At 55.3% G+C, this 17,332-nt stretch carries 19 protein-coding genes; 14 read left to right on the plus strand and 5 right to left on the minus strand.

Annotated features, from left to right (window positions below; translation table 11 throughout):
* Positions 1 to 124: 124 nt before the first annotated feature.
* The 6 genes from IAE30_RS11895 (at position 125) to ruvX (ending at position 4,324) form a co-directional block, all read left to right on the plus strand.
* The gene (locus tag IAE30_RS11895; RefSeq protein WP_045831736.1) at positions 125 to 637 is read left to right on the plus strand and encodes a SprT family zinc-dependent metalloprotease; all 513 of its coding nucleotides are present in this window, start codon (positions 125 to 127) and stop codon (positions 635 to 637) included.
* 76 nt (positions 638 to 713) lie between these two features.
* Positions 714 to 1,421: a deoxyribonuclease I gene (endA, locus tag IAE30_RS11900; protein ID WP_034823262.1), complete on the plus strand. Its 708-nt coding sequence runs from the start codon at positions 714 to 716 to the stop codon at positions 1,419 to 1,421.
* A 74-nt stretch (positions 1,422 to 1,495) separates the two neighbouring features.
* A complete protein-coding gene (gene rsmE, locus IAE30_RS11905; RefSeq protein ID WP_038644914.1) occupies positions 1,496 to 2,227 on the plus strand; it encodes a 16S rRNA (uracil(1498)-N(3))-methyltransferase in 732 nt (243 codons plus the stop codon).
* A gap of 90 nt (positions 2,228 to 2,317) precedes the next feature.
* The gene (gene gshB / locus IAE30_RS11910) at positions 2,318 to 3,262 is read left to right on the plus strand and encodes a glutathione synthase (protein WP_038644912.1); all 945 of its coding nucleotides are present in this window, start codon (positions 2,318 to 2,320) and stop codon (positions 3,260 to 3,262) included.
* 82 nt (positions 3,263 to 3,344) lie between these two features.
* Complete coding sequence (locus IAE30_RS11915) at positions 3,345 to 3,908, plus strand: YqgE/AlgH family protein (protein WP_038644910.1); 564 nt, start codon at positions 3,345 to 3,347, stop codon at positions 3,906 to 3,908.
* Positions 3,908 to 4,324, plus strand: a complete 417-nt coding sequence (gene ruvX / locus IAE30_RS11920) for a Holliday junction resolvase RuvX (RefSeq protein ID WP_038644908.1) — start codon at positions 3,908 to 3,910, stop codon at positions 4,322 to 4,324. The genes IAE30_RS11915 and ruvX overlap by 1 nt, the downstream gene beginning before the upstream one ends.
* A 71-nt stretch (positions 4,325 to 4,395) precedes the next feature.
* On the opposite strand, the gene IAE30_RS11925 is transcribed toward ruvX, so the two are convergent.
* A complete protein-coding gene (locus tag IAE30_RS11925) occupies positions 4,396 to 5,388 on the minus strand; it encodes a type IV pilus twitching motility protein PilT (RefSeq protein ID WP_038644906.1) in 993 nt (330 codons plus the stop codon).
* Between the two features lie 16 nt (positions 5,389 to 5,404).
* Between IAE30_RS11925 and IAE30_RS11930 the strand changes: the two genes are divergently transcribed.
* From IAE30_RS11930 to hemW, 4 genes are read left to right on the plus strand one after another with little or no spacing between them, the layout of a single operon-like run.
* On the plus strand, positions 5,405 to 6,112 hold the full coding sequence (locus IAE30_RS11930; RefSeq protein WP_200536729.1) for a YggS family pyridoxal phosphate-dependent enzyme: 708 nt from the start codon (positions 5,405 to 5,407) through the stop codon (positions 6,110 to 6,112).
* A 12-nt stretch (positions 6,113 to 6,124) separates the two neighbouring features.
* Positions 6,125 to 6,679 carry a YggT family protein gene (locus IAE30_RS11935; RefSeq protein ID WP_034823271.1) on the plus strand — a complete coding sequence of 185 codons (555 nt, stop codon included), beginning with the start codon at positions 6,125 to 6,127 and terminating at the stop codon, positions 6,677 to 6,679.
* A gap of 20 nt (positions 6,680 to 6,699) precedes the next feature.
* A complete protein-coding gene (locus tag IAE30_RS11940) occupies positions 6,700 to 7,293 on the plus strand; it encodes an XTP/dITP diphosphatase (protein ID WP_200679771.1) in 594 nt (197 codons plus the stop codon).
* On the plus strand, positions 7,286 to 8,416 hold the full coding sequence (gene hemW / locus IAE30_RS11945; RefSeq protein WP_200536728.1) for a radical SAM family heme chaperone HemW: 1,131 nt from the start codon (positions 7,286 to 7,288) through the stop codon (positions 8,414 to 8,416). Before IAE30_RS11940 ends, hemW begins: the two co-directional genes overlap by 8 nt.
* A gap of 349 nt (positions 8,417 to 8,765) precedes the next feature.
* Here the strand turns inward: hemW and IAE30_RS11950 are convergent, their stop codons facing one another.
* The 3 genes from IAE30_RS11950 to trmB form a co-directional block, all read right to left on the minus strand.
* On the minus strand, positions 8,766 to 9,482 hold the full coding sequence (locus IAE30_RS11950; RefSeq protein WP_045814705.1) for a DUF2884 domain-containing protein: 717 nt from the start codon (positions 9,480 to 9,482) through the stop codon (positions 8,766 to 8,768).
* A 257-nt stretch (positions 9,483 to 9,739) separates the two neighbouring features.
* Positions 9,740 to 10,066 carry a YggL family protein gene (locus tag IAE30_RS11955; RefSeq protein ID WP_034823275.1) on the minus strand — a complete coding sequence of 109 codons (327 nt, stop codon included), beginning with the start codon at positions 10,064 to 10,066 and terminating at the stop codon, positions 9,740 to 9,742.
* Positions 10,066 to 10,785: a tRNA (guanosine(46)-N7)-methyltransferase TrmB gene (gene trmB / locus IAE30_RS11960; RefSeq protein ID WP_038644896.1), complete on the minus strand. Its 720-nt coding sequence runs from the start codon at positions 10,783 to 10,785 to the stop codon at positions 10,066 to 10,068. Before trmB ends, IAE30_RS11955 begins: the two co-directional genes overlap by 1 nt.
* A 153-nt stretch (positions 10,786 to 10,938) precedes the next feature.
* On the opposite strand from trmB, the gene mutY reads away from it, so the two are divergent.
* From mutY to mltC, 3 genes are read left to right on the plus strand one after another with little or no spacing between them, the layout of a single operon-like run.
* The gene (gene mutY, locus IAE30_RS11965; RefSeq protein ID WP_200679773.1) at positions 10,939 to 12,024 is read left to right on the plus strand and encodes an A/G-specific adenine glycosylase; all 1,086 of its coding nucleotides are present in this window, start codon (positions 10,939 to 10,941) and stop codon (positions 12,022 to 12,024) included.
* Positions 12,024 to 12,296 carry an oxidative damage protection protein gene (locus tag IAE30_RS11970; protein ID WP_038644892.1) on the plus strand — a complete coding sequence of 91 codons (273 nt, stop codon included), beginning with the start codon at positions 12,024 to 12,026 and terminating at the stop codon, positions 12,294 to 12,296. Before mutY ends, IAE30_RS11970 begins: the two co-directional genes overlap by 1 nt.
* A 54-nt stretch (positions 12,297 to 12,350) precedes the next feature.
* Positions 12,351 to 13,430, plus strand: coding sequence for a membrane-bound lytic murein transglycosylase MltC (gene mltC / locus IAE30_RS11975; protein ID WP_038644890.1), 1,080 nt, complete (start codon positions 12,351 to 12,353; stop codon positions 13,428 to 13,430).
* 127 nt (positions 13,431 to 13,557) lie between these two features.
* Here the strand turns inward: mltC and IAE30_RS11980 are convergent, their stop codons facing one another.
* Positions 13,558 to 15,711 carry an ornithine decarboxylase gene (locus tag IAE30_RS11980; RefSeq protein ID WP_200679774.1) on the minus strand — a complete coding sequence of 718 codons (2,154 nt, stop codon included), beginning with the start codon at positions 15,709 to 15,711 and terminating at the stop codon, positions 13,558 to 13,560.
* A gap of 548 nt (positions 15,712 to 16,259) precedes the next feature.
* Here IAE30_RS11980 and IAE30_RS11985 point away from each other — a divergent pair.
* A complete protein-coding gene (locus tag IAE30_RS11985) occupies positions 16,260 to 17,243 on the plus strand; it encodes an MDR family oxidoreductase (protein ID WP_200679777.1) in 984 nt (327 codons plus the stop codon).
* Positions 17,244 to 17,332: the final 89 nt, after the last annotated feature.

A 17,332-nucleotide genomic window follows, 5' to 3' on the forward strand; every position in this document is an offset into this window, starting at 1 on the left:
CGCAACGTTATCCGTTGCGGCCTCCATTAAGATCTTAACTGACAAGCATTATGCCGATTGGCGGCCCTTTTTTTGTGCGTTTCGTCAGGTGCGCATTTGTGCGTACCAGGTTATCCTGCCCGGCATGAAAACACCTCGCCTGCCCATTGCCCTGCAACAAGCCGTGATGCGCTCGTTGCGTCACCATTTGCAGCTCGCCAATGAAAAGCTGGAGCGTCACTATGACGAGCCGAAGCTGGTGTATCAGCAGCGCGGTACCGCTGCCGGTACGGCCTGGCTGGAGAAATGGGAGATTCGCATCAACCCGGTGCTATTGCTGGAGAATCAGCAGGCCTTTGTGGATGAGGTGGTGCCGCACGAGCTGGCGCACCTGCTGGTATGGAAAACCTTTGGTCGCGTGCCGCCGCACGGCAAAGAGTGGAAGTGGATGATGGAGAGCGTGCTCGGCGTTCCCGCGCGTCGTACCCATCAGTTCGAAATCGCTTCGGTGCGCAGCAACACCTTCCCCTATCGCTGCCGCTGTCAGCAGCACCAGCTCACCGTGCGCCGTCACAACCGCGTGTTACGGGGTGAAAGTGAATACCGCTGCGTGCAATGCGGAACTCTGCTGCAACCTGGTGAATTTTCAGCAGGTTAATCCGTTTATCTGATATCCCATACTGCGCCATTCTGCTACCCTGCCGCCTTTTTACGCATCAGGTAATTTTTGGAATATGTCTCGCAAAACGCTGTTGTTACTCTCCTTATTAGTTGCCCCCATTAGCGCCTTCAGCCTCAGCATTACCCACTACAATCAAAATAACTTCCAGCAGGCCAAAGTGGTCGCCGCGCAGATCAATGCCGATGCTCCGGCAGAATTTTACTGCGGTTGCAAAATCAGCTGGCACGGCAAGAAAGGCGTGCCCGATCTCAGTAGCTGCGGCTACAGCGTCCGTAAAAATGCCAATCGCGCCGAACGTATTGAATGGGAACATGTGATGCCGGCATGGGAGTTCGGCCATCAGCGCCAATGCTGGCAAAACGGCGGTCGTAAAAACTGCAGTAAAGATGCCGATTACCGCCGCATTGAAAGCGACCTGCATAATCTGCAGCCAGCGATTGGTGAAGTGAATGGCGATCGCAATAATTTCCAGTACAGTCAGTGGAACGGCGGCGACGCGCAATATGGTCAGTGCGCAATGAAAGTCGATTTCAAGCAGAAGCTGGCGCAGCCACCCGAGCGCGCACGCGGCGCCATCGCCCGCACCTACTTCTACATGCGTGACCAATATCAGCTGCGTCTGTCACGCCAGCAGACCCAGTTGTTTACCGCCTGGAACAAGCAATATCCGGTAAGCCAATGGGAGTGCGAACGCGACAACCGCATCGCGCAGGTGCAGGGAAATCACAATCCCTATGTACAACAGGCTTGCCAGCGCTAAAAGCGCTACCCTACACTAGCTTTTTTCCGATTGGGCCGTGTCCGATGACACGGCATAACGCTGGCAGGAACCGCATGCGCATACCTCGCATTTATCATCCCGAACCTCTTGAAGTTAACAGTGAAGTCTTCCTCGATGAAGATGCCGCTAACCACGTCGGGCGCGTGCTGCGCATGACCGCCGGTCAACAAATTGAGCTGTTTGATGGCAGTAATCTGACTTTTAACGCCGAAATCACCCAGGCTGATAAAAAGCGTGTAAAAGTAAGGGTCCTTGCCAGTCAGCCTGATGACCGTGAATCTCCGCTCCATCTCCATCTTGGGCAGGTGATGTCGCGCGGCGAAAAAATGGAATTCACCATCCAGAAATCGATCGAACTCGGCGTGAACGTGATTACACCCTTGTTTTCGGAGCGCTGCGGCGTAAAGCTGGATGCTGAAAGACTGGCGAAAAAGATTCAGCAATGGCAAAAAATTGCGATTGCCGCCTGCGAACAGTGCGGCCGTAATCGTGTGCCGGAAATCCGTGAAGCGATGACGCTGGAAGCCTGGTGTGCTGAGCAGGAGAGTGGCTTAAAGCTCAATCTGCATCCACGTGCCAGCCACAGTATTAACACCCTGCCGCAGCCGGTTGAACGTGTTCGCCTGCTAATTGGTCCGGAAGGTGGTCTCTCAGCGGACGAAATTGCCATGACGGCGCAGCAGGGTTTCACCGATATTTTGTTAGGCCCACGCGTGCTGCGCACAGAAACCACTGCGCTCACGGCCATTACGGCACTTCAGGTGAGGTTTGGTGACCTCGGTTAAGGGATACTTTCGGGTTGTAAAACTACGCACGTGAAAAGCCGCAGCGCTGTCACGGAACGGGGCAAGAAATCCCCCTTTGAGGAGAGAATAATGATTAAGCTTGGCATCGTTATGGACCCAATTTCGTCCATCAACATTAAAAAAGACACCAGCTTCGCCATGTTGCTGGAAGCACAGCGCCGTGGTTACGAAATTCATTACATGGAGATGGGCGATCTCTCCCTGCGCGGTGGCGTGACCTACGCCCGCACGCGCCTGCTGAGCGTGGAGCAAAACTACGACAAATGGTATGAGTTAGGCAGTGAGCAGGTGATCCCGCTGGCCGATCTCAACGTAGTGCTGATGCGTAAAGATCCGCCGTTCGATACCGAATTCATCTATGCCACCTACCTGCTGGAACGTGCAGAAGAGCAAGGCACATTGATCGTCAACAAACCGCAGAGCCTGCGTGACTGTAACGAGAAGCTTTACACCGCGTGGTTCGCCGACCTGACGCCAGATACGCTGGTGACCCGCAACAAAGAGCAGTTGCGTGCCTTCTGGCAGGAGCACGGTGATGTGATCCTGAAGCCGCTGGACGGTATGGGCGGTGCCTCGATCTTCCGCGTGAAGCAGGACGACCCGAACTTTGGCGTCATCACCGAAACCCTGACCAACCACGGCCAGAACTTCTGCATGGCGCAAAACTATCTGCCAGCGATTAAAGATGGCGATAAACGCGTGCTGGTGGTGGATGGTGAGCCGGTGCCTTACTGCCTGGCGCGTATCCCACAGGGTGGCGAAACCCGTGGTAACCTTGCAGCGGGTGGCCGCGGTGAAGCACGCCCGTTGAGTGATAGCGACTGGGAAATCGCCCGTCGCGTGGGTCCAACGCTGAAAGCTAAAGGGCTGATTTTTGTCGGTCTGGACATCATTGGTGATAAACTCACCGAAGTTAACGTAACCAGCCCAACCTGCGTGCGTGAAATCGAGGCTGCATTCCCGATCTCGATCACCGGCATGCTGATGGATGCCATTGAGAAACGCCTGGGCTGATGTCAACGGCGTGTAAGCGCCGTGAGAACCCAAAACCGACGTGGCTGCGGCCGCGCCGGTTATTTTTGGTATACGAGTGAGAATGAATTTACAGCACCATTTTTTGATTGCGATGCCGTCGCTGCAGGACCCGCTGTTCAAACGCTCGGTGGTGTATATCTGCGAGCACAATGAAGATGGCGCCATGGGCTTGATCGTGAATAAGCCGATGGAAAACCTGACGGTCGAAGGCATTCTGAAGAAACTTAAAATCAGCCCAACAGAACGTGACCCTGCCATTAAGCTGGACAAGCCGGTGTTCGCTGGCGGCCCGCTGGCGGAAGATCGCGGCTTTATCCTGCACTCGGCCCAGAAAATTTACTCTTCCAGTATCCGTATCTCTGATAACACCGTGATCACCACTTCACGGGATGTGCTGGAAGCGATCGGCACCGCAGAACAGCCTGATAACGTGCTGGTAGCGTTAGGTTACTGCGCATGGGAGAAAGATCAGCTGGAGAACGAGCTGTTGGAAAATGCCTGGCTGACCACCCCGGCGAACAGCAATATTCTGTTCCAGACGCCAATCGCCGAACGCTGGCGCGAAGCTGCGCGCAGCATGGGCATTGATATTCATAATATGACCAGCGACGCAGGGCACGCCTGATGGCCAGTGAAACTTTACTGGGCTTCGATTTCGGCACCAAAAGCATCGGCGTGGCTGTTGGCCAGCAGCTGACCGGCACCGCACGCGCTCTGACCGCGCTTAAAGCGCAAGACGGCACGCCAGACTGGAAGCTGATTGAGAAGCTACTGAAAGAGTGGCAGCCTGATTACGTGGTGGTGGGCTTGCCGTTGAACATGGACGGCACCGAGCAGCCGTTAACCGAACGCGCACGCAAGTTCGCCAATCGCATTCATGGCCGATTTGGCGTGCGCGTTGAGTTGCAGGATGAGCGGTTAAGCACCGTGGAAGCGCGCGCCGACCTGTTCGAACGCGGTGGCTTCCGTGCATTGCAGAAAGGTCAGGTCGATTCACAATCGGCGGTGATCATTCTGGAAGATTGGTTCGACACGCATTGAATAAAATCCAGGTGCGCGTGAATGCGCACCTGGCAAATTATGCCCGCCCTTTTGAATCGACTCGCACACACTCAAATCAATCCCGCCTGTTGACGTGCCTGTTCGCTCTGCGCGAACGTCTGCATCCCTGCCTGCGCGCCGGTTTGCAGCACGCCAGGCAATTGATGCATCTTGCCCTCGCGGATTAAATTGACCACCGCAGGCGTGGCCACCAGCACCTCGAACAAACCAATCCGACCGCCATTTTTTGCCGGCACCAAACGCTGCGCCAGCACCGCTTTCAAACTGCCCGCCAGCTGGGTGCGCACCAGGTTTTTTTCCTCGGCTGGAAACACATCCACCAGCCGATCCACCGCTTGCGTGGCACCGCGCGTGTGCAGCGTTGCCAGTACCAGATGCCCGGTCTCTGCCGCCGTCAGCGCCAGCCGAATGGTCTCGCTGTCCCGTAGCTCACCCAGCAGAATCACATCCGGGTCTTCGCGCAGCGCCGCTTTCAATCCTTGCTGGAATGACGCCGTGTGTGTACCTACTTCCCGCTGCTGTATCAACGAGCGCTGGCTGTGATGCACAAACTCAATCGGATCTTCCAGCGTAATAATGTGGCGTGCCTGTTCGCGATTGAGGCTGTCCACCATCGCCGCCAGCGTGGTGGATTTACCGCTGCCGGTGGCACCCGTGATTAAGATCAGCCCCTCTTCCTGCTGCAACAATTGCTGTGCCACATCGGGCAGTTGCAACTGGTTGATGTTGGGTGCCTGGCTGGCAATCAAGCGCAGCGCCAGCGATAAACCGTGGCGCTGCATAAACAGGTTGGCACGCAAACGCACGCCGCTTTCCAGGGTGATGGCAAAATCAACGTGCCCGCTCGCTTCCAGCTCATCCTGCTGCACGCCGCTGAGCCACTGTTGCAAGAAGGTTTCCAGCCAGTCACCATCCAATGCGGTTTGATGAGGGATCGGCTCCAGCACGCCCTGCCGTCGCCAGTGCGGTAAATGTCCGCTGCAAAGGTGCAGATCGGCGGCGTTATGCTTTACACTAAGGGCCACAACTTCATCCAAATCCATTTAACTTCTCCTGACTATGACTTCCATTGAGCACAACCTACAGCAAGTGCGTGAGCGTATCGCCACTGCCGCTGCACGCTGCGGCCGCGCGCCAGAAGAAATTACCCTGCTTGCAGTGAGCAAAACCAAACCTGCGAGCGCAGTCGCAGAAGCGATTGCTGCGGGTCAGCAGGCATTCGGTGAAAATTACGTACAGGAAGGGGTTGAAAAGGTGGCTGAGCTGGCCGCACATCCTGATCTGCAGTGGCATTTTATCGGGCCGCTACAATCCAATAAAAGCCGACTGGTAGCGGAGAATTTTTCCTGGTGTCACACCGTGGATCGTGAACGCATCGCACAACGTCTGAACGATCAGCGTCCGGCAGCGTTAGCACCGCTTAACGTGTTAATTCAGGTAAATATCAGTGACGAGAACAGCAAATCTGGCATCATGCTGGAGGCGATTCCGGCGCTGGCGGCACAGATAGCCGCATTACCACATCTGCGCTTGCGCGGATTGATGGCGATCCCGGCACCGGAGCCTGATTACGATCGACAGTTCGCGGTATGCCAGCAGATGGCTGACGCGTTTCGCGCCCTGCAACAGAATTACCCTGACGTCGATACGCTTTCTCTGGGAATGAGCGACGACATGGATGCGGCAATCGCCGCAGGCAGCACCATGGTGCGTATTGGCACCGCCGTATTTGGCGCGCGAGATTATGCGCGACCTTCACAACAATAATTGAGGAACCTCATGTTAACAATGACGTTTTTAGTCAAAACGCTGATCGACCTGTACGTGATGGTATTGCTGCTGCGCATCTGGATGCAGTGGTCACGCTGTGATTTCTATAACCCGCTGTCACAGTTTGTGGTGAAGATTACACAGCCGATTATCAAACCGCTGCGTCGCGTGCTGCCAGCAATAGGCCCGATTGACACGGCCTCGCTGGTGTTGGCCTTTGTACTGACCACCCTGAAATATCCGGTGCTACTGTTAATTCAGGTTGGCGTATTCTCCGTGGATCCCACCAATCTGTTGGTCGGCCTGCTGTCACTGGTGAAATCCGCCGGTTATCTGGTGTTCTGGGTGATTATCATTCGTTCACTGATGAGCTGGATCAGCCAGGGACGTGGCCCGATTGATTACGTGTTGATTCAGCTGACTGAACCGCTGATGGCACCGATTCGCCGTATTCTGCCTGCGATGGGCGGCATCGATTTCTCTGCCATGATTGTGATTCTGGTGCTGTACGCGCTGAATTTCCTCGGCATGGACCTGTTCCCAGGCCTCTGGTATTTGCTGTAATTCGTTAATCTGGAACTGTTATGCAAAAAGTCGTACTCGCCACCGGTAATCCGGGCAAAGTTCGTGAACTGGCCGATTTGTTAGCGGCCTTCGACCTCGATATCGTGGCACAAACCGAGCTGGGCGTTGAGTCAGCGGAAGAAACCGGCCTGACCTTTATTGAAAATGCCCTTCTTAAGGCGCGTCATGCGGCGCAGATCACTGGCTTACCAGCGATTGCCGATGACTCTGGTCTGGCGGTAGATGCGCTCGGCGGCGCGCCAGGCATCTACTCTGCGCGCTATGCCGGTGAAGACGCCAGCGATCAGCAAAATCTCGATAAGCTGCTGGTTGCATTAGAAAATGTGCCGGAGGGGCAACGTCAGGCGCAGTTCCACTGTGTGCTGGTTTATGTGCGTCATGCTGAAGATCCCACACCGTTGGTGTTCCACGGCAGTTGGGCGGGTGAAATTACCCGTGCAGCCGCAGGTGAAGGCGGCTTTGGTTACGACCCGATTTTCTATGTTCCTGAACTAGGCAAAACCGCAGCAGAGCTGAGTAAAGATGAAAAGCGTGCTGTTTCTCACCGTTGCAAAGCATTGACGCTGTTACTGGATGCGATGCGCGATGCCTGAGTTACCTCCGTTAAGCCTGTACATCCACATTCCGTGGTGTGTACAGAAGTGCCCGTACTGTGATTTCAACTCTCACGCGTTAAAAGGCGAGGTGCCGCACATCGAGTATGTGCAGCACCTGCTCAGCGATCTTGAACAGGACCTGCCGCTTACCGCTGGCCGTGAAGTGCGCACCATCTTCATTGGCGGCGGCACACCGAGCCTGCTCAGCAGCAACGCCATGCAAATGTTGATGGATGGCGTGCGCGCGCGCCTGCCGCTGGCGGCCGATGCAGAGGTCACCATGGAAGCCAATCCGGGCACCGTGGAAGCGGATCGCTTCAGCGGCTACCAGAAAGCCGGTATTAACCGTATTTCGATTGGCGTGCAGAGTTTTAGCCCGCAGAAGCTGGAGCGCTTAGGGCGCATTCACGGCCCTGATGAAGCGGTACGTGCCGCCCATCTCGCCGCCGGTCTTGGCCTGCGCAGCTTTAACCTCGATCTGATGCACGGTTTGCCCGATCAGTCACTGGAAGAGGCACTGGACGATTTGCGTCAGGCGATTGCGCTGAATCCGCCGCACCTGTCGTGGTATCAGCTAACCATCGAACCGAATACGATGTTCAGCTCGCGTCCGCCGGTATTGCCGGATGACGATGCGCTGTGGGATATCTATGAGCAAGGCCATGAATTGCTAAGTGCCGCTGGTTATCAGCAGTACGAGACTTCAGCCTATGCCAAGCCGGGTTATCGCTGCGAACACAACCTCAACTACTGGCGCTTTGGTGATTACCTTGGCATCGGCTGTGGTGCCCACGGCAAACTGACGCAACCGGATGGCAGAATTGTGCGTACGGTGAAAACCCGTCATCCGCGCGGCTTTATGCAAGGTAAGTATCTCGACAAGCAGCACAACGTGGAGAACGATGATAAGCCGTTTGAGTTCTTTATGAACCGCTTCCGTCTGCTGGAAGCCGCACCGCGTGCAGATTTTAGCCGCTATACCGGGTTGGATGAGCAAGTGATCCGTGCGCAGATGGATGAAGCGATCAAAGCGGGTTACGTGGTGGAAACCACAGAGCAGTGGCAGATAACCGAGAAAGGGAAGTTGTTCCTGAATTCGCTGCTTGAACTGTTTATGTAGGCCAAAGCCCATACGCTTAGACCTTAGTACGAAGCTGCGCTGAGCCGCCCCTATGTTGAGACACCCTTAGTGTTCAAAAAGGCTTAGCCGTCTCCCCTGACATTCAAGGCGGCGGCTAATTCTAAACGGCTTACCCGTCTCCCCTGACATTCAAGGCGGCGGCTAATTCGAAACGGCTTACCAGTCCCCCCTGGCATTCAAGGCGGCGGCTAATTTAAAACGGCTTCGCAACCAGGCCATCAAAGCGGCTAAGCCGCCTGTGCACAGCGGCGCACCTGCTGAAGTGACCCCGTTCCCGAAGACATTCGCTGTCCACATGACGAGGCCTTTTCGAAGGCCGCGACACAACTTACTTAACGTTCTGCACCAAACCTTTACGCTGTGCTTCCAGATCCGTCACGCGATTACACACCTCATGACCGAAATTCTGGAAGTCCTGTTCCTGCTTATTCCATTCCGCCTGAACCGCCTGCTGCAGACCGCCAAGGTTGCCCATAATCGCCTGCAGTGGATTGCTGCCGCTCGCGGCCTGGCTGCTGCCCATCTCGTTCAGGCTGTCCTGCATAATGCCGCCCAGCGTGCTCTGCACCAGCTTTTCGCCATCGGCGCGCACCTGATCAATCGCCTGATGGTGGAAGGTCAAACCATCCGGGCGATGCTCAATGATACGGTTCATCTGCTGCTTTAGCTGTCCATCCAGTTTGGTCAGACGATTGCGCACGTTGCTGTTGGCACCGAGCTTTTCCACAATCACTTTATCCAGCGCTACGCGGCTGCGCTCCAGACGCGTTGATGCACCGTTATCAACCCACGGCAAATCACGGCGTAACGCATTCTGATAGTCGATGGCCTTCTGACGCGTGGCGTTATCCACGTTGGCTTTCTGCCCGTTAAAGGTCACATCGCCCTGCGGTGAGATTTCAAGATTACCGTTAGTGCCCACCACCTGCACACTCTGCGGTTTGATGATCACGTCATCCTGAGGATTAACACTGCACTGATAATCAGCCTGGGCCTGTGATGCAGCAGCCAGCAGCAGTGCGGTAAGAAGCGCCTTACGAACCATGAAATCTCCCTAAAATGAAAAGCCGCCCACGCCTTGCTGTAAGAACAGGTCAGGCACAAGCGGCGCAGCGAATTGGAAAACGGTCAGCGCACAGCAACTGGCGCGCATCGGAGTACATAAGAATGACTCGCGACGCTCGCCCCTTTAGGGGCCGCCCTGTGGGCGTTCAGATTGCTATCGCAACTTGTGCAAGCACTGCCCGGCGCCCAAAGCGCAAGTGAGCTAGCCTGAAGCGATCTCTCAGGCTGGTAAAATAGTTAGTCCCACCAGACGTCAAAGAGTTCAGTCACCTGAACATCTGACAGCTCGCGTTTCTCCAGCCATTTACGCACCAGCTCACGGTGCTCATCAGTGCACTTACCGGTTTCCTGCAGGCAAACCAGGCCTTCCCACACCAGATAACCGCTGCCGTCATACGCCAGGCCATTCGGATCAATCACTTCAGTAATAAACTGATCCAGCGTGGCATCAATTTGCTCCTCGGTGGTGCCTTCGGCAAAACGCCAGGCAACAGAGAAACCTAACTCCTGAAACTCATCGATATGCAGTTTTTTACGTAAACGACGGCTACGCTGTACGGCCATTATTTAATCCTCTCAAACATCAGATCCCAAACGCCGTGGCCCAGTCGCTGCCCGCGCTGCTCAAATTTCGTTAACGGGCGCGTTTCCGGACGCGGCACGTAATCGTTAGCTTCTGACAGGTTTTTATACCCATCCACGCTGCTCATGATTTCCAGCATGTGCGTCGCGTAATCTTCCCAGTCGGTGGCCATATGGAACACGCCGCCCAGTTTCAGCTTACGCATCACCAACTCGGCAAAAGGTACCTGCACAATGCGACGTTTATTGTGGCGCGCTTTATGCCATGGATCCGGGAAGAACAGTTGAACCATGCGCAGTGAGTTATCCGGAATCATCTGCTGCAGCACTTCCACTGCGTCGTGACACATCACGCGCAGGTTTTCCACGCCAGCTTCTTTTGCCGAAGCCAGGCAAGCGCCCACGCCCGGAGCATGGACTTCAAGTCCAAGGAAGTTCTGATGGGGATTGTTTTGCGCCATAGTCACCAGTGAGGCGCCCATACCAAAACCGATTTCCAGCACCACTGGCGCTTCGCGACCAAACAGTGCAGCTAAATCCAGCGGCTCCTGCTGGAACTCGACGCCCATCTCCGGCCAGTAATTATCGAGCGCGAGCTGCTGTCCTTTCGTTAAGCGCCCCTGGCGGCGCACAAAACTGCGGATACGGCGTAATGGCCGCCCGTTCTCATCAAATTCCGGGGTGATGACGTCATTAATCATGTTGAAGCCTGCTGGTTAGCCTTTTCTGGGAAACGGGCATTATGCAAAGTTAGATAGCAGAAGCAAGCCTTTGCAATCTTCCGGTTTACACCCCGATGTCTCTGTGCTGGAATTCCTGCCTGATTGTAGAGCAAACACGGAATATTTCCTCAAATGATGCAAGCGCCGCAGTTCGCGCAACAGGTGCTGGAGTGGTATCAGCGCTTCGGCCGCAAAACCCTGCCGTGGCAGCAGGAGAAGACACCTTATAAAGTGTGGCTCTCTGAAGTGATGCTGCAGCAGACGCAAGTTGCCACCGTTATCCCTTACTTTGAACGCTTTATGGCGCGCTTCCCGACGATTGCCGATCTGGCCGCTGCACCGCTGGACGAAGTACTGCATCTGTGGACCGGCCTCGGCTATTACGCCCGTGCGCGCAATTTGCATAAAGCGGCAAAACAGGTGGTCGATAAGCACGGTGGCGAGTTCCCGCGCAATTTCGATGACGTAGCCGCGCTGCCCGGCGTTGGGCGCTCCACGGCGGGTGCCGTGCTGTCCCTGTCGCTGGGCCTCCACTTCCCGATTCTCGATGGCAACGTCAAGCGCGTGCTGGCACGTTGTTATGCCGTCGGCGGTTGGCCGGGCAAAAAAGACGTTGAGAAACGTCTATGGCAGATCAGTGAAGAAGTGACGCCTGCCGAAGGCGTTAGCCAGTTTAATCAGGCGATGATGGATCTCGGTGCGTTAGTGTGTACTCGCTCACGTCCCAAATGTGAGATTTGCCCGGTCAGCAACGGCTGCGTAGCGTATGCCAACAATAGTTGGGCGGAGTATCCAGGTAAGAAGCCCAAAGTAACGATTCCCGAGCGCACCGGCTGGTTCCTGATGATGCAGCACGGCGACGACGTGTTTCTGGAGCAACGTCCGCCAGTGGGATTATGGGGCGGCCTGTTCTGTTTCCCGCAGTTCACTAGTGAGCAAGCGCTAACTGACTGGCTGGCCGAACGCGGCATTCACGCTAAACCGCAGCAGCTAACGGCGTTTCGTCATACCTTCAGCCATTTCCACTTAGACATTGTGCCTATGTGGCTGGCGTGGCCTTCTGCCGGGTCGCTGATGGATGAAGCGAGCGGTCTCTGGTATAACTTAGCGCAACCACCGTCAGTGGGTTTGGCAGCGCCCGTTGAGCGTTTGCTGCACGAATTGCGCCATCCCCAGCAACTGGCACTGCACACGCGCGTGATCCAAGAGGAAGAGTAATGAGCCGCACCATTTTTTGTACGTTTCTGCAACGCGACGCTGAAGGGCAGGATTTCCAGCTCTATCCAGGTGAGATCGGTAAACGCATCTACAATGATATTTCCAAAGAAGCCTGGCAGCAGTGGATGTCCAAGCAGACCATGTTGATCAACGAGAAGAAGCTCAACATGATGAATCCGGAAGATCGCAAAGTGCTGGAAAAGGAGATGATCAATTTCCTGTTCGAAGGCAAAGATGTGCACATCGAAGGCTTCACCCCGCCAGAAAAATAATCGTTCAGGGCCTTCCTTTGAGGCCCTCTTTTTCGAATCAGGCACGCATTTACAATGAATAAAAAACTGATAGCGCTGTTAGTGATTGCCCCACTTTTGGTTTCCTGCTCCGGACAAAAAAAATCGCAGTATCACGAAGAGTGGGTCAAGGACACCAACGGTTTCGACATCCTGATGGGGCAGTTCGCCGCCAACATTGAAAATATTTGGGGAATCAACGAGGTCCTGATCGCCGGACCGAAAGATTACGTCAAATATAGCGACAGCTATTACACCCGCAGTCACATCAACTTCGACAGCGGTAGCATCACCATTGAGACCATTGCCGGCACCGATCCGATGGCCAGCCTGCGTCAGGCGATCATCACCACGCTGCTGATTGGTGACGATCCCGGTAATGTCGATCTCTACTCCGATGCCAACGATATTCAGATCAGCAAAGAGCCGCTGCTTTACGGCCAGGTACTGGATAACACCGGTCAGCCGATCCGCTGGCAGGGCCGCGCCGCCAGCTTTGCCGATTATCTGATTCAGAACAAACTGCAAAAACGCACTTCCGGTCTGCACGTTATCTGGTCGGTGACCATTCCGATGGTACCGAACCACCTCGACAAACGTGCGCATAAATATCTGCCGCTGGTGCGTAAAGCCGCTGAAGAGTACGGCGTAGATGCATCCCTGATTCTGGCGATTATGCAGACAGAATCGAGCTTCAACCCTTATGCGGTCAGTAACTCTGATGCGCTCGGCTTGATGCAGGTGGTTCAGCACACCGCTGGCGTGGACGTGTTCCGCATGAAGGGCAAATGGGGTAAACCAAGCCGCAGCTATCTGCTCGATCCGGCCAATAACATCGATGCGGGCACGGCCTATCTGTCACTGCTGCAGAAGAGCTATTTAGGCGGAATTCAGGATCCAGTGTCACGCCGTTACGCGGTGATCACCGCCTACAACGGCGGCGCGGGTAGCGTACTGCGCGTGTTCTCCAGCGATAAAGATCGCGCCTTCTCGCTGATTAACGGCATGTCGCCGAATGAAGTGTATCAGACGCTGACCACCAACCACCCATCGGGCGAGTCACGTCGCTATCTGTATAAGGTGAACCAGGCGCAGCGTAGCTATCATCGGTATTAATCGTCTCCGAATGAGATGACGTATCCGTTATTGCAGAGGCAGACAGAGGGATATTGATTGAATCTGACTGCCTCTTTTTTATTGCCATGGGCGATATAAAAGAGGCATCACTGCACATGAATGGTGTCTATTCGCGTACCATCATGTTCGCCACTAAGTGTTTACGACCGCTGTCATCTTCCTCGGTGTAAACCCCTTGCAGCTCCGGCGAGAAGCCCGGCAGCAAGTTGATGCCCTCCTCCAGTGCGAGGAAATAACGCTGCACCGCGCCTCCCCACACTTCTCCTGGCACTACGCACAGTACGCCCGGCGGATAGGGCAGCGCACCTTCGGCAGCAATGCGCCCTTCGGCTTGCGCAATCGCTACCAGCTCGACCTCACCACGGATGTAAGCCTGATGCGCGTCCTGCGGATTCACTTCCACTTTCGGGAAACAGGCTTCGCGGAACATCGCTTTCTGCAGATCTTTCACATCATAGCTGACGTAGAGATCGTGCATCTCCTGGCACAGGCGGCGCAGGGTGTAGCCTTTGTAGCGTTCCATGTTTTTGCGATAGACGCTCGGCAGCACTTCAGCCAGCAGCGCATCCTCTTTCACATGGTGTTCAAACTGCTCGAGCATCGCCACCAGATGCGCCATCTTCTCCGGATTCTCGGCTGGCGTCAGCAGGAACAGGATAGAGTTGAGATCGCACTTCTCCGGCACAATGCCGTTCTCACGCAGGTAGTTCGCCAGAATGGTCGCCGGAATACCGAAGCTGGTGTATTCGCCGCTGGCGGCATCAATGCCAGGCGTGGTCAGCAGCAACTTGCAGGGATCGACCAGATATTGCTCGCTGGCATACCCCTCAAAGCCGTGCCATTTCTCGCCTGGCTCCAGGCTGAAGTAAGCCGGATCGGCGGCGATAACGTCAGTTTCCGCCGACTGCCATAGCTTGCCGTGCACCTTCTCCGGCAGGAACGGCTGAATCATCTCGCAACGTTCCAGAATCGCTTTGCGCGCATCAATGCCGATGGTGACGCATTCGTGCCACATGCTGCGCCCGGCTTCACCTTTGTGCATACGTGCGTTGATATCCAGCGCGGCAAACAGCGGATAGAACGGGCTGGTTGAAGCATGCAGCATGAAAGCGTTGTTGAGACGCTTGTGCGGACAGAAGCGTTTTTGACCGCGGATGTGGTTATCTTTTTTGTGAATCTGCGAGGTCTGCGAGAAGCCCGCCAGCTGTTTGTGCACCGACTGGGTGACAAAAATGCCGGGATCGTTCTCGTTCAGCTTCAGCGTCAGCGGCGAGCAGCCTTCCATCAGCGGGATAAATTGCTCGTAGCCTAGCCACGCAGAATCAAACAGGATGTAATCACACAGATGACCGATGCGATCCACCACCTGGCGCGCGTTGTAGACGGTGCCATCGTAGGTGCCGAGCTGGATGATTGCCAGGCGGAACGGGCGCTGATCTTTAGCACGATGCGGCGCGACTTTCTGCACCTGTTCGCGCAGGTAAGCTTCATCAAAGCAGTGCGCATCAATCCCGCCGATAAAGCCGAACGGGTTACGTGCCGCTTCCAGATACACTGGCGTCGCGCCCGCCTGAATCAGCGCGCCGTGATGGTTGGATTTATGGTTGTTGCGATCAAACAGCACCAGATCGCCGCGCGTCAACATGGCGTTAGTCACCACTTTGTTGGCGCTGGAGGTGCCGTTCAGCACGAAATAGGTTTTGTCTGCGTTGAACACTTTCGCTGCGTACTTCTGCGCATCTTTCGCTGAACCTTCGTGGATCAGCAGGTCGCCCAACTTGACGTCGGCGTTGCACATGTCAGAACGAAACACGTTCTCGCCATAGAATTCATAGAACTGACGCCCGGCCGGATGTTTACGGAAGAACGCCCCGCCCTGATGGCCCGGACAGGCGAAGGTGCTGTTCTGCATATCAACATAGCGCGTCAGGGTATCGAAGAACGGCGGCAGCAGGTCAGACTCATACGCCTGCGCGGCCTCCTCCAGCGCTTCCCACTCTTCCGCTGCACCGTTGATTTCACCGGTCACGCCCGGCAGTTTCAGCACTTCTTCATCGAACGCGTTGGCGACAAACACCGGCAGATTAAAGCCGGTCTGACGCAACAGCGTTAACACGCCACTGCGTGTATCCGCCAGTGAGACGACCACAGCCGCCACATCGGTAAAATCAGTATTGTCGAGTGTCACCACATCACGCGCGGTGTTCAGGCTCAGGCTTGGCGCTACCGCAACGCTGGCAGCGATTTTCAATGGATTCATAACACAAATCCCCGTAATGAAGGATGAGTGGGTGCCAGTGGCACAGCAATGAGGAAAATTCCCCGGCGAATAACGTCTTCGGGCGGATCAACCGCCGCAACCGATAGACATCAGTAAAGTCAGATCGCGTCTGTCTTTAGTCATGTCCAACAGCATAGCGCGTTAAGCTGGCCTCACCGCATGGTGAGCGAGAAATGCGAACAATAGATGACGGAGGGACGCTTATCGTAAAGCGAACGGAGACAAGTGCAAAAGCGCATTGTACCGAGCATGGCGGCGTCCTCAGTGTGAATGGAATCATTGAAAAACTGCGGCGCAATGATGGCATCTTTTTTTTGCTGGAACAACCCGTTGCAACGAGATTGACACGCATAAGCAACATTCAACAACCATTTGATTAATAAGTGAATATTAAATCAACCTTTGATAAAAACGCTTAAATATCCTTGTGTTATGCGAATTTATGCAAGGTGTGTCCGCCTTCGTGTTGCTCCCTGTTTCCAGAGGAGTAATATGACCCGCACTTTCCTCAATCAGCCGGAGGCTGCATGTTCAAAGCATTGGTCATTGAAAATGATGAGCAGGGATACCGCACTTCCCTGCAGGATCTGTCAGAAAAACAGTTGCCCGATCAGGACGTCACCCTCGAAGTCAGCTACTCCACGCTCAACTATAAAGACGCGCTGGCCATCTGCAATAAAGGGCCGATTGTGCGTCAGTTCCCGATGGTGCCGGGCATCGATTTTGTCGGTCGGGTGATCAGCAGCCGCCATCCGGAATGGCAGCAGGACGATGTTGCACTGCTCACCGGTTGGGGCGTAGGTGAGAAACATTGGGGCGGATTGGCACAAAAGGCCAGCGTTTCCGGTGACTGGCTGGTGAAAGTGCCTGCTGCGCTCAGCTCGTTGCAAACCATGGCCATCGGTACCGCCGGGTTCACCGCCATGCTGTGCGTATTGGCGCTGGAGAAACAGGGCATCACGCCACAGCAGGGGCCGGTGCTGGTAACGGGTGCCAGCGGCGGCGTGGGCAGCTTCAGCGTCAGTTTGCTGGCTCGTTTAGGTTATGACGTGGTGGCCTCCAGCGGTCGCGCCAGTGACAGCGACTACCTGATCAATACCCTTGGCGCCTCCTCGATTATCGATCGTGCTGAGTTGAGCGCGCCCGGCAAACCTCTGGCGAAAGAGCGCTGGGCTGCGGCGATTGATAGCGTCGGCAGCCATACCCTGGCCAATGTGCTGGCGGGCATCAAGCGCGATGGCGTGGTGGCTGCGTGCGGCATGGCGCAAGGTCTGGATCTGCCCACCAGCGTGGCACCGTTTATTCTGCGCGGCGTGGTGTTAGCCGGTGTGGATAGCGTGATGTGCGCTAAGCCATTGCGTGAGCAAGCGTGGCAGCGTCTGGCTGAACTGGTGGATGGCGCACTGCTGGAGCAGTTGACCAAAGTGATCCCACTGAGTGAAGCACGTGAAGGTGCTGAAGCCTTGCTGGCGGGCGAAGTCCGTGGCCGTTTGATTGTGGATTGCCGTTAAGAACGTATAGCGGCGCAATTTATTGCGCGTTTGTCAGCAGCATCATCGCTTCAGATATGCGCGATATATCGCGCCGCTACGATTTGAAT

Origin of the sequence: Pantoea sp. S61 (genome assembly GCF_016625145.1) — a bacterium.
Lineage (GTDB): Bacteria > Pseudomonadota > Gammaproteobacteria > Enterobacterales > Enterobacteriaceae > Pantoea > Pantoea rwandensis_B.